The organism is Bradyrhizobium sp. C9 (genome assembly GCF_002532045.1).
In the GTDB taxonomy this organism is placed as follows: Bacteria; Pseudomonadota; Alphaproteobacteria; order Rhizobiales; family Xanthobacteraceae; genus Bradyrhizobium.
The window spans coordinates 870,365-882,434 of sequence record NZ_NWTG01000001.1 but is presented as its reverse complement, the minus strand read 5'-3'; the positions used below and the strand labels follow the sequence as shown (position 1 = coordinate 882,434).

Genomic DNA, 12,070 nt, shown 5'->3' with positions numbered 1-12,070 from the left:
GCTTTTTCTCCCGCGCCGTAGTAATATGCCAGCAAAACTAGGCCACATTGGTTGACGGCCCATTGATGGACACGATGAACGATCGCTTAAAGGTTGCAGAGAAAGTCGCTGCCAGTTCTGCCTGTCCCCTGACCTCGCCCCGCGAGGCGGCAAGCCGCGATTGGGCGTAAACGCATATCAGGACTACCTGATCCGGCCCCGGCCACGCTTTACCGCTCGGCGGAATCCTGTTCCTTTATCGGACAGGACGACAACGAGGCCGGAACGAACCGGCCGCATCCAAAGGGAGTGACCGTCATGAAGCTCGGCACCGCGATCGCGGAAATCATGAAGCGCGAGGGCATCGAGATCCTCACGGGCTACCCGGTCAACCATCTGATCGAATACGCCGCCAGCGCCGACATCCGCCCCGTGATGGTGCGCCAGGAGCGCATCGGCGTGCACATGGCGGACGCGATCTCCCGCGTCACCTCGGGCGAAAAGATCGGCGCGTTCTGCATGCAGCACGGACCCGGCGCCGAGAACGCGATGGGCGGCGTCGCGCAGTGCTATGGCGAGTCCGTACCCGTGCTGGTGCTGCCGATGGGTTACGCGCGCCGGCTTGCCAACATCGATCCGAACTTCAATTCCAGCCAGGCGATGAAGGCGTTCTCGAAATCCTCCGAGCCGATCAACATCGCCGCGGAAGTCTGCAACATCTTTCGCCGCGCCTTCACCAAATTGAAGAACGGCCGCGGCGGGCCTGTGATCGTCGAGATCCCCGCCGACATGTGGAACGAGGAGGTGCCGGAGCCGCTGAACTACACGCCGGTGCTGCGCACCCGCTACGGCGCCGACCCCGTTCATGTGAAGGAAGCCGCCGCCCTCCTCGTTGGCGCCAAGCGACCGGTGATCTATGCCGGCCAGGGCGTGCACTACGCAAAGGCCTGGCCGCAGCTGAAGCGGCTCGCCGAGCGGCTCGCGATCCCCGTCACCACGAGCCTCGGCGGCAAGTCGTCATTCCCCGAGACGCATCCGCTGTCGCTCGGCTCGGGCGGTCTTGCCGTGCCGCGCGCGGTGCCGAAATTCCTCGCTGAGGCCGACGTGATCTTCGGCATCGGCTGCTCCTTCACCGAAACCTCGTTCGGCATCGCGATGCCGAAGGGCAAGACCATCATCCATTCGACGCTCGACCCGAACCACATCAACAAGGATGTCGAGGCCAGGATCGGCCTGGTCGGCGACGCCGGCCTGGTGCTCGACGCGCTGCTGGAGGAGATCGGCAAGACCGTGACTTCGGACCGCAACGCCGGCGCGGTCGCGGAAGAGATCGCCGCCTCCCACAAGGAATGGCTCGCCAAGTGGATGCCGAAGCTGACCCACAACGATGCGCCGCTCAATCCCTACCGCGTGCTGTGGGATCTGCAGCACACCGTCGATATCCACAACACCATCATCACCCACGACGCCGGCAGCCCGCGCGACCAGCTGTCGCCGTTCTGGAAATCGGTCGAGCCGCTGTCCTATATCGGCTGGGGCAAGACCACGCAGCTCGGCTATGGTCTCGGCCTCGCGATGGGCGCCAAGCTGGCAAAGCCGGACAAGCTCTGCATCAATGTGTGGGGCGACGCTGCGATCGGCTTCACGGGGATGGATTTCGAGACCGCGGTGCGCGAGCGGATTCCGATCATGTCGATCCTGCTTAACAATTTCTCGATGGCGATCGAATTGAAGGTGATGCCGATCTCGACGGAGAAGTACCGTTCGACCGACATCTCCGGCGATTACGCCGCGATGGCCCGTGCCTTCGGCGGCTATGGCGAGCGGGTGACCAAGCCTGAGGACATCATCCCCGCGATCAAGCGCGGCATCCAGAAGACCAAGGAAGGCGTGCCGGTGCTGCTGGAATTCATCACCAGCAAGGAGACCGAGGTGTCGCGGCCGGGGACGTGAGGGCACCTCACACGCCCTCGCCCACTTGATTTGACGTCGCCTGCGCAGGCAAGCTCCCTCCGCGAGCGGATCGGAGGGAGAGATGAAGCGCATCCTGGTGCTGGGTGCCGGCTTTGCCGGTCTGTGGGCCGCGCTCGGTGCGGCTCGCAAGCGCGACGAGATCGGTGCGCGGGCTGCGGACACCGAGATTCTCGTCGTCGATCGCAACGCCTATCACAACATCCGGGTGCGCAATTACGAGGTCGATCTCGCCGACGTCGCGCTGCCGCTCAAGGACCTGCTCGATCCGGTCGGCGTCAGGCACAGGGTGGCTGACGTCGCGGCGATCGATCCGGCGAAGCGCGAGGTCGTCGTCAAGACAGGCTCCGGCGCGGAGACACTGAGCTATGACCGGCTGGTGCTGACGACTGGCAGCGAGTTGGTCCGCCCCGCGATATCGGGCCTTGCCGCACATGGCTTCGATGTCGACACCTTCGAAGCAGCCACGCGCCTCAACACGCACCTGGCGGAGCTCGGCAGGCAGCCGCCCTCGCCGGCCCGCGCGACGGTGGCGGTGGTCGGGGCAGGGTTCACCGGGATTGAGGTCGCGGCCGAGATGCCGGCCAAGCTCGCCCGCGCCGGCATCAGCGGCGATCACCGCGTCATCCTGATCGATCCCAATCCGGTGGTCGGCGCGACATTCGGCGCGCATGGCCGTCCGGTCATCAACGAAGCGCTGGCCGCGCTCGGGGTCGAGACGCGGCTCAAGGTCAGGGTCAGCGCCGTCGGCGCCGACAGCATCACGCTGGACAGCGGCGAGATCATTCCGGCCGCCACCGTGGTGTGGTGCGGCGGCATGCGCGCGAGCCCGCTCGCCGCGATGCTGCCGCTCAAGCGGGACGCGCTCGGCCGCATCGCCGTGGATCATTACATGCGCGCCGAGGGCCTCAATGGCGTGTTCGCCGCGGGCGACGTTGCGACCTGCCTGATCGATGGCGAGCATCCGACGGTGATGTCGTGCCAGTTCGCACGGCCGATGGGCCGCTTTGCCGGACACAATGTGGTCGCGGATCTGTTCGGCGAGCCGCTGCTGTCGCTCGATATCGATTGGTACGTGACGGTGCTCGATCTCGGCGCCTGGGGCGCGCTCTACACCACCGGCTGGGACCGACAGGTGCACACGTCAGGCGCCGCGGCCAAACTCACCAAGCAGACCATCAACCGGCAGCGCATCTATCCGCCGCAGAACGGTGATCGCACCGCACTGCTTGCGGCCGCCGCGCCGACGATCCAGACGGCGCCGCCGACGCGCAAATAGCAAGAGGGGCGGACACCGCGTGACCGCCCCTCGTCGCCCTTAACGCTCGCGCCGCAATTACTGCGACAGCTTCACGAAATCGGGAAACTTCAGCTTCCCTTCCGCGATCGCCTTCGGCCAGACCGTGATCTGCTTGCCGCCCTGCCACTGGAACACGAGGCCGGTGACGGCGCCCGGACCGGACTTGATGCCGTGGGTGAACTCGTCGTCCTTGCCGTAGAACTGGATCTTGCCGATCGTGCCGTCGAAATCGGTCTTCTCGAGCTCGGTGACCATCTTGTCCGGATCGGTCGAGCCGGCACGCTGGATCGCCTCGGCGATGATGTAGACCTCGTCATAGGCGGTGTATCCGGTATAGGCCGGCGGCGTGCCGAACTTGGCCTTGAACGCTGCGGCGAACGGTTTTGTCTTCGGCGTCACCGCGACATCGGGCGTCGCCACCGCGAGCGACGGCACGCCTTCGGCGGCGCCGTTGGTATCGCCCCAGAAGGTCGGGCTCAGTGCCTGCGCGCTGATGCCGAACATCGGGATCGGCACCTGCTGGTTCTTCCACTGCACCGTCGGCTGCACGCCGACATGGGAGATGCCGGTGACGATCACGTCGGGCTTGGCGGCTTCCATCTTGTTGAAGATCGGTGTGAAGTCGGTGGTGTCGGGCGAGAAGCGGATGTGCTCGACGACCTTCAAGCCGGCCTTGGGCAGGCAGGCCTCGTAGCCGATGTCGAGCGGCTTGGTCCAGGCCGCATCCTCGCTCATGATCGCCACCGACTTGAACTTGAGCTGATCGACCAAGAGCTCCTTGGCCGCATCGCAGACCAGCTGCGCCTGCGCGGCCGAGGTCAGGTAGCCGTGGAAGGTGTATTTGTTCTTCTCGTAGTCGTTGTGAACCGCCTTGGTGATCTCGTTCGAGGCGGCGCCTGGCGTGATCAGCGGCATCTTCAAACGCGAGGCCCAAGGCTCAAGCGCCAGCACGACCTCGCTGATGTAGCTCGCGATCACGGCGGAGACCTTGTCCTCGCTCACCGCGCGCTGGAACGCGCGCACGGAATCGGCCGACGAGCTCTTGTTGTCGTAGGTGACGATCTCGATCTTGCGGCCCATCACGCCGCCCTTGGCGTTGATCTCGTCGGCCGCGATCTGCGCGCCGCCCGGCGTCGCCGCACCCGCGATCGACTGCACCTCGGCGATGACGCCGATCTTGATCGGGTCCTTGGACTGCGCGTAGGCCGGCGCCGCGAGGCACAGCGCCAGCGCCGAGGCCAACAGGCTCACGCGGGTGGCGGTTGAATATGCTGACATCGTGATCTCCCTTGCTTTGTTTTGTTATTCTTCAAACTTCGAACGTCAGAGAAAGTCCTTGCCGGCCTCCGCGGCGAACCGGCCCGGGTCGCCCTCCCAGACGATCCGCGCGTGCTCCAGCACATAGACGCGGTCGGCATGCGGAAGCGCGAAGGTCACGTTCTGCTCGCCGAGCAGCACCGTGATCTTGGTGGTCTGGCGCAGCTTCTCCAGCGCCTTCGACAACAGTTCGAGGATGACCGGCGCAAGGCCCAGCGTCGGCTCGTCGAGGATCAGGATCTGCGGCTGCATCATCAGCGCGCGGCCGATCGCCAACATTTGCTGCTCGCCGCCAGACAGCGTCTGCGCCATCTGGCCCTGACGCTCCTTCAGGATCGGGAACAGTTCGAACAGCCAGGCGAGCTGTTTTGCTCGCGCCGCGTCGTCGAGATGCTGGCCGCCGAGGTCGAGGTTTTCCCGCACCGTCATCTCGCCGAACAATTCGCGCGATTCCGGACATTGCACGAGGCCGGAGCGCGCGATCTTGGCAGGTCCCGTTCCGCGCAGTGGCTGCCCGCCGCGCAGGATTTCGCCGGTATAGGGCAGGAAGCCCGAAATGGTGTTGAACAGCGTGGTCTTGCCGGCGCCGTTGAGGCCGACGATCGAAACGAACTCGCCCTCGTGGACGTGGATCGAGACGTTCTCCAGCGCCTGTGCCTTGCCGTAGTGCACACTGACATTCTCGACCTGCAGCAGCGGCACCTTGTCCTTGAATGAGGTCTCGGGCCGCGCATGGGTCTCGATCGCGCCGCCGAGATAGACCCGCCGCACGGTCTCGTTCTTCATCACGTCCTCGGCGCGGCCGGTCGTGATCTCCTCGCCGAGATACATCGCAAGCACGCGATCGACCAATGCGGCGACGCTCTTGACGTTGTGGTCGACCAGCATCACCGCGCGGCCCTCGTCGCGGAAGCTGCGGATCAATTGCGAGAACACGCCGACCTCGGTGCTGGTCAGCCCGGCAAAGGGCTCATCGACCAGCACCACTTTTGGATCACGCGCGATTGCCTTCGCCAGCTCCAGCCGGCGCAGGTCGGCGAATGGCAATGTCGGCGGACGGCGGTCCATCACCGCCCCCAGGCCGACGCGGTCGGCGATCCACTTGGCGCGTTCGGTCAGCGCCTTGTCGGGAAACAGCATGAACAGGCTGTCGGGCAGCAGCGCGACCATGATGTTCTCGAGCACGGTCTGCCGGTTGAGCGGCCGCGAGTGCTGGAACACCATGCCAAAGCCCTTGCGCGCGATCTTGTGCGCCGGCAGCCCGGCGACGTTCTCGCCGTCGAACAGCACCTCGCCCGCGGTCGGGCGCTCGATGCCCATCACACTCTTCATCGCGGTTGACTTTCCCGAGCCGTTCGGCCCGATCAGGCCAAGGATCTCACCGGGGCGCAGCTCGAAGCTCAGATTCTTCACCGCGGTCAGGCCGCCGAACCGCTTGGTCAGGCCGCGAACTGCAAGTGTCGGAGTAGTGGTCACAGTCTGATCCATTTAGGAGCGCGCCTCGCGTGACAAGGCCGCTCCGAGGAAACCGCCGGGGAAGAACAGCACGACGAGCAGCGCCACCGCCGAGACGATGAAGGTCGCAAGCTCGCCGGTCGGACGCAGGAATTCGCCGGCCACGATCAGGAAGATCGCGCCTAACGCTGCACCCAGCACCGTGCGCCGGCCGCCGAGCACGGCGGATACGATGACGTTCACGCCGACCGCGACGTCCACCACCGTGCCGACCGAGGCGGTGCCGAAGTAGAACACCAGCAGCGCCCCCGACAGTCCCGAGAAGAAGGCGCTAACGATGAAGGCCGCGAGCTTGTGCTTGACGATGTTGAAGCCGAGCGCGCCGGCCTGCACCGGGTCCTGCCCGCTCGCCTGAAGGACGAGTCCAACCGGCGATTGCGACAATCCGTACAGGATCGCGGCGCTCACGGTCATGAAGCCGAGCGCGATCCAGTAATTGGCGCCGGCATTGATGGTGATGACATCAGGGATGGTGAGCCCGATCTCGCCGCCGGTCAGGTCGGCGAACACCACGACGAAGTTCTGCAGCATCAGCACCGCGACCAGCGTGGTGAGGCCGAAATACGGTCCCCTCACCCGCAGCGCCGGCAGCGCCAGCACGAAGCCCGCGACCACCGAGGCCAGCGCGCCGAGCAGGATGCAGACATAGACCGACCAGCCGTACTGGTTGTTGAGGATGCCTGCGGTGTAGGCGCCGGTGCCGATCAGGAAGGTCGGTCCGAAATTGACCTCGCCGGCGAAGCCGAACAAGAGGTCCCAGGCCATCGCGAACACGCCGAAATAGAACGCGACGGTGAGCAGCCCGAGGATGTAGCCGGAGACATAGAGCGGCAGCGTCGCGGCAACCACGACGCAAACCAGCGAGATGAAGAACAGGCGCGAGGTGAAGAAGTTGGCCATCTCAGCGCCTCCCCAAGAGGCCTTGAGGCCGGATATACATCACGAACACCAAAAGCAGCAGCGCCGGAATGGTGCGGTAGGCCGGCGAGATCATGTAGGCGGTGATGGTCTCGAGATAGCCGACCACGAAGGCCGCGATCAGCGAGCCGGAGACGCTGCCGAGGCCGCCGAGCACCACGATCGAAAACGCGCTCGCGGTCAACGGCCCGACGCTGTAGGAGCTGACGCCGAGGAACATGCCGAGCAGCACGCCGGCGATGCCGGCCAGGATGCCGTAGATGCCCCACACCACGATGTAGATCTGGGTGAGTTCGAGCCCGAGCAAGGTGACGCCGCGCGGGTTCATCGAGGCCGCCAGCACGGCCTTGCCGGTCCTGGTGCGGTTCACCAGTAGCCACAGCAGGCCGATCACGAGGCAGCACACCAGCGCGGTGAAGATGTTGTTGCGCGGCGTGCGGTTGCCGAAGATATCGACGACGCCCTCGACGATCGGCAGCACCGTCTTGGCATTGTTGGTGAAGAAATAGGCGATCAGCTCCTGGATCATGATGCCCCACAGCAAAGTGCCGGTGAGCACGAAGATTTCCTTCTCCTCGTTGGGGATCCGCCGCGAGTTCTGGATCGGCTTCACGACCGCGAAATAGGTTGCGAACGCCATGATCAGCGCGACGCCGACACCGAACAGCGCGCCGGAGTAGATGTCGAGGTGCAGCACGCTGGCCGCGGCCCAGGCCGCGACCGCTGCGGCCACCATGATGGCACCGTGGGAGAGGTTGAGAACGCCGGAGACACCGAAAATCAGGGTGAAGCCGGTGGCGCCGAGCGCATAAAGCGCACTGATGGCGAAGCCATCGATCAGGATTTGTAAGGCAAGCATCTCAAATCGGCCGCGGCAGCAAGGCTGCCTGTTGTGGAGGACGCGGAACTGAATATTGATGCTCCCGGGACCGGCCCGGGAGCATGATCATCAGTCAGTTGGTGGTGAGCTTGATGAAGCTCGGGAACTTGAGATCGCTCTTGGCGACCTCCTTCGGCCACACCGCGACCTGCTTGCCGCCCTGCCACTGCAGCATCAGTCCGGTGATCAGGCCCTTGCCGTACTTGATCGAATGGGTGAAGGGATCGTCCTTGCCGTAGAACTGGACGCGTCCGATGGTGCCTTCCCAATCGGTCTTCTCCAGCGCATCGACCATCTTGTCGGCCTCGACCGAGCCGGCGCGCTTCACCGCATCCGCGATGTAATAGACCTCGTCATAGGCGGTGTAGCCCGCATAGGACGGATAGTTGCCGAAGCGCTTCTTGAAATCTTCCGCGAACGGCACCGACTTCGGCGTCACCGCGACGTTCGGGCCCGACACGCCCTGATACAGCACGCCTTCCGCCGCATCATTGGTGTCCTTGCCGAAGGTCTCGTTGGTCGCCTGCGAAGAAATGCCGAACATCGGGATCGGCACCTGCTGGTTCTTCCACTGCACCGTCGGCTGCACGCCGACATGCGAGATGCCGGTGATGATCACGTCGGGCTTGGCGGCTTCGACCTTGTTGAAGATCGGCGTGAAGTCGGTGGTGTCGGGCGAGAAGCGGATATGGTCGACGACCTTGAGCCCGATCTTCGGCAGGCACTCCTCGTAGCCGACGTCGAGCGGCTTGGTCCAGGCCGCATCCTCGCTCATGATGACCGCGGTCTTCATGTGCTTCTGATCGACCAGCAGCTCCTTGGCCGCGTCGCAAACCGATAGCGCCAGCGCCGCCGAGGTCAGATAGCCGTGGAAGGTGTACTTGTTCTTCTCGTAGTCAGCGTGAACGCTCTTGCTGATCTCGTTGGAGGCCGCACCGGGCGTGACGAACGGCGTCTTCAGGCGCGACGCCCAGGGCTCGAGCGCCAGCACCACTTCGCTGATGTAGCTCGAGATGACGACGTTGACCTTGTCTTCGTTGACCGCGCGCTGGAATGCCCGCACCGAGTCCGCCGAGGACGAGTGATTGTCGTAGGAGACGATTTCGATCTTGCGGCCGTCGATGCCGCCCTTGGCGTTGATCTCGTCGGCGGCGAGTTGCGCCGCCTGCGGGATCGACGCGCCGGCGATCGCCTGCGCTTCGGCAATCACGCCGATCTTGAGGGTGTCAGCCGCCAGCGCGCCGCTGGGGCTGGCTGCCAAAAGGCCCAACACGGCCGCTCCGGCAAGTTGCTGCATCGCATGAACAGGCAGTCGCGATGTTCTTTTCACCCTGTTTCTCTCCTCTTTTTGTTCGGCTGCTTCGAGCTCTTGGGGCCGGACTATAGCTGCGGCAAAACGCGCAGCAAGTGAAACTGCGCGCAGATCGCCATGCGTGGACGACAACTAAAGTAGTGGGTGGGCGCTTTGCGGCTGAATAAATATGAGGCAGCGCGGGAATAAAGTCGCGGGCCCGCGCCCCCTTCCACATCGGCGGGCGGACGAGACGCAAGACTCGGACAAATCATGTCGCGAGAACGCCGAAGCATGAATCACAAATGGTCCAACACATTCGGTGTCGTCCTGGCCTAGTGCGCGATTGCGCACGGGGAGCCAGGACCCATTACCCCAAATGAGAATTGTTGCGCGATGCCGGGGCCGCGATCCCATCTATCATCAAATGCGGTGGTTATGGGTCCCGGCCTTCGCCGGGACGACAGCGGTGAGCTTGGCCGCTGCCCTACTCCGCCATCTCAACCGGCTGCGCGGCGGGACCCGCGAGCGGGCGCTCTTCCATCGTGATCATGCAGATGGACGCCGTGGTCAGCAGCACAGCGGCGGCGCCGAACACGTAGCGGAACGCGGTGATCATGTCGGCCATCGGGATCGCGCCGACGGTGCCGGCGGACGCGGCATGATGCTCGCCGGCGAGCGAGATGTCGGTGCCGAGCGTCATAAGCAGGATGGTGGTGAAGGCGGCGACCGTGAAGGAGGCCATCATGGCGCGGAAGAAGTTCATCGCGCCGGTCACGGTGCCGACCTGCGGACGCGCCACCGCGTTCTGCAGCGACACCACGCTGATCGGGAACGTGGTGCCGAGCCCGAGCGCGAACACGCTCATCAACAGCAGCAATCCCCACAGCGGCAGCGTCGTCACGGCCATGCCGACGGCGCAGATCGCGGCGACCGAAGTGCCGACGATGGCGACACGCTTGTAGTGCTTGGCCTTCGCCATGGTCCGGCCGGCGATCGCCGCACCGAAGGTCGAGATCGCCGCGAGCGGGATCAGCGCCAGGCCGGCCTCGCTGGCGGTGAGGTGATAGACCACCTCGTAATAGAGCGGCAGGTGCACGGTGAGCCCGACCATGGCGCCGAGCGCGCAGCCGCCCGCGCCCATCGCGAACGGCACCACCGAACCGCCAAGCAGCGACAACGGCAGGAACGGCTCGTCGGCGCGGCGCGCGTGCCAGACGAAGGCGCCGGCGAGCGCGATCGAGGCGCCCACCATCGCGGTAATGGTCGGCGACAGCCACGACAGACGCGTGCCACCCCAGGTCAGCACCAGCATCAGCACGACGGCCGAGGCCATCAGCAGCACGCCGCCGAGCCAGTCGACCTTGCGCTTGCGGTGGAACACCGGGATCTTGCTCATCTTCGGCAGCAGCAGCGCCAGCGCCGCCGCCGCGAGCGGCAGGTTGATCCAGAAGATCATCGACCAGTGCAGGTGCTCGGCGAACACGCCGCCGACCACCGGGCCGAGAATGCCGCCGGCCATCCAGACGCTGGAGAAATAGGCCTGGTAGCGACCACGCTCGCGCGGGGTCACCACGTCGGAGATCACAGTCTGGACCACCGGCATGATGCCGCCGCCGCCGAGACCCTGCAGGCCGCGGGCAATGATCAGCATGGTCATGCTGGGCGCAATCGCGCACAGCACCGAGCCGACCACGAACAGGCTGAGCGAGGTGATGATCATGACGCGGCGGCCATAGATGTCGCTCAGCGTGCCGAACACCGGCGCCACCGCGGTGGAGGCGAGCAGATAGGCCGTGATCACCCAGGACAGGTTGGTGACGTCGTGAAACTGGCGCCCGATCGTCGGCAGCGCGGTCGCGACGATGGTCTGGTCGAGCGCGGCCAGGAACATCGTCAGCATCAGGCTGATCACGATGGTGCGGACTTCGTCCGGATTGAGCGGAGCCGGCGGCGCCAGCGGCGGCGCGTCGCTGAGTTCGATCACCTCACTCGGGAGGTGAGACAGCTCTGCTGCAATGTCGTCAGGCAATGTCTCTTGGTCGGCAGGAAAACGGCTCTGCCGTTCATACTTGTTCATTTGGGGCGTAATGCTGCTGCGCGGGCGCGGGCCGCGATGGAATCATTCTCTGATCTTCAATTTATGCAGCAATTCACTGCTGAGGCAGGCACCCCAGCGCATGGGTGCATCCCACCGCACTGTTCTCGCGATGACGTGATTGCAGAACAGCCGGCACCGGCTCGCGCGCCGTTAGCGTTACGTCTTGAAAATCTACTTGAAAACTTACTTGGAGACCTTGGGCCGCTTCTTCAATTGTGCCCGCTTCGGCAGCAGGGCCGGCCAGCGCACGATGTGATCCTCGAGATCGGCGTCGTTGACGTCGAGCTCGGTGCCTTCCACCCGCCCGCGTACCGAGACGCCGGCTTCATGCACCGTGTTGGGGTCGCCCGAGATCAGGGGATGCCACCAGTAAAGGTCCCGCCCCTCGGCCACCAGCCGGTACCCGCAGCTCGGCGGCAGCCAGTTCAGCGTCCGAACGTTTTCCGGCGTCAGGCGGACGCAATCCGGAACCTGGTCGGAGCGGTTCGCATAGTCCTTGCAGGTGCACAGGCCGGAATCGAGCAGCTTGCAGGAGATATGGGTGAAATAGATCTTGCCGGTGTCCTCGTCCTCGAGCTTCTCCAGGCAGCAACGTGCGCAGCCGTCACACAGGCTTTCCCATTCGGCGTTGGACATCTCTTCCAACGTCTTGGTTTTCCAGAAGAATCCTTCCTGGTCCGACGGGCGCTTGGGCGGTGCGGTCATGATATCCCTGACATGGCGGTGAAGCCCTTCTTGGGACGCCGGAGCTCCCTCCGCAAGGGGGTGATATTGCGGGGTCGAAAAAGCCGGTGGGCA

The 12,070-nt window shown here is 64.7% G+C and carries 9 protein-coding genes; 2 read left to right on the top strand and 7 right to left on the bottom strand.

The features are described from left to right. The first annotated feature begins 297 nt into the window (after window positions 1-297). Window positions 298-1,932, top strand: coding sequence for a thiamine pyrophosphate-requiring protein (locus CO675_RS03895; RefSeq protein ID WP_097670653.1), 1,635 nt, complete (start codon window positions 298-300; stop codon window positions 1,930-1,932). 82 nt (window positions 1,933-2,014) lie between these two features. Continuing rightward, window positions 2,015-3,229 (top strand): NAD(P)/FAD-dependent oxidoreductase, encoded by a 1,215-nt coding sequence (locus CO675_RS03890; protein ID WP_097670652.1) that lies wholly within the window; start codon window positions 2,015-2,017, stop codon window positions 3,227-3,229. 57 nt (window positions 3,230-3,286) lie between these two features. Here CO675_RS03890 and CO675_RS03885 read toward each other — a convergent pair whose 3' ends face one another. From CO675_RS03885 to CO675_RS03855, 7 genes are all read right to left on the bottom strand, one after another. Continuing rightward, entirely contained in the window at window positions 3,287-4,528 is a 1,242-nt protein-coding gene (locus tag CO675_RS03885; RefSeq protein ID WP_097670651.1) for an ABC transporter substrate-binding protein, read from the bottom strand. A 45-nt stretch (window positions 4,529-4,573) separates the two neighbouring features. Beyond that, entirely contained in the window at window positions 4,574-6,055 is a 1,482-nt protein-coding gene (locus CO675_RS03880; protein WP_097670650.1) for an ATP-binding cassette domain-containing protein, read from the bottom strand. Further along, window positions 6,056-6,982, bottom strand: coding sequence for a branched-chain amino acid ABC transporter permease (locus tag CO675_RS03875; protein WP_097670649.1), 927 nt, complete (start codon window positions 6,980-6,982; stop codon window positions 6,056-6,058). A 1-nt stretch (window position 6,983) separates the two neighbouring features. Further along, window positions 6,984-7,859, bottom strand: a complete 876-nt coding sequence (locus CO675_RS03870; protein ID WP_092125194.1) for a branched-chain amino acid ABC transporter permease — start codon at window positions 7,857-7,859, stop codon at window positions 6,984-6,986. Window positions 7,860-7,953: 94 nt separating this feature from the next. Further along, window positions 7,954-9,177 (bottom strand): ABC transporter substrate-binding protein, encoded by a 1,224-nt coding sequence (locus CO675_RS03865; RefSeq protein ID WP_097670648.1) that lies wholly within the window; start codon window positions 9,175-9,177, stop codon window positions 7,954-7,956. A gap of 481 nt (window positions 9,178-9,658) precedes the next feature. Beyond that, window positions 9,659-11,251 carry an MDR family MFS transporter gene (locus CO675_RS03860; protein ID WP_097670647.1) on the bottom strand — a complete coding sequence of 531 codons (1,593 nt, stop codon included), beginning with the start codon at window positions 11,249-11,251 and terminating at the stop codon, window positions 9,659-9,661. A gap of 204 nt (window positions 11,252-11,455) precedes the next feature. Continuing rightward, window positions 11,456-11,977, bottom strand: a complete 522-nt coding sequence (locus tag CO675_RS03855; protein ID WP_097670646.1) for a YcgN family cysteine cluster protein — start codon at window positions 11,975-11,977, stop codon at window positions 11,456-11,458. Window positions 11,978-12,070: the final 93 nt, after the last annotated feature.

Bases quoted from the DNA above. Each gene is read 5' to 3' on its own strand.
- CO675_RS03860 (WP_097670647.1), bottom strand. From the start codon at position 11,251: ATGAACAAGTATGAACGGCAGAGCCGTTTTCCTGCCGACCAAGAGACA.
- CO675_RS03870 (WP_092125194.1), bottom strand. From the start codon at position 7,859: ATGCTTGCCTTACAAATCCTGATCGATGGCTTCGCCATCAGTGCGCTT.
- CO675_RS03895 (WP_097670653.1), top strand. From the start codon at position 298: ATGAAGCTCGGCACCGCGATCGCGGAAATCATGAAGCGCGAGGGCATC.
- CO675_RS03885 (WP_097670651.1), bottom strand. From the start codon at position 4,528: ATGTCAGCATATTCAACCGCCACCCGCGTGAGCCTGTTGGCCTCGGCG.
- CO675_RS03880 (WP_097670650.1), bottom strand. From the start codon at position 6,055: ATGGATCAGACTGTGACCACTACTCCGACACTTGCAGTTCGCGGCCTG.
- CO675_RS03855 (WP_097670646.1), bottom strand. From the start codon at position 11,977: ATGACCGCACCGCCCAAGCGCCCGTCGGACCAGGAAGGATTCTTCTGG.
- CO675_RS03890 (WP_097670652.1), top strand. From the start codon at position 2,015: ATGAAGCGCATCCTGGTGCTGGGTGCCGGCTTTGCCGGTCTGTGGGCC.
- CO675_RS03865 (WP_097670648.1), bottom strand. From the start codon at position 9,177: ATGCAGCAACTTGCCGGAGCGGCCGTGTTGGGCCTTTTGGCAGCCAGC.
- CO675_RS03875 (WP_097670649.1), bottom strand. From the start codon at position 6,982: ATGGCCAACTTCTTCACCTCGCGCCTGTTCTTCATCTCGCTGGTTTGC.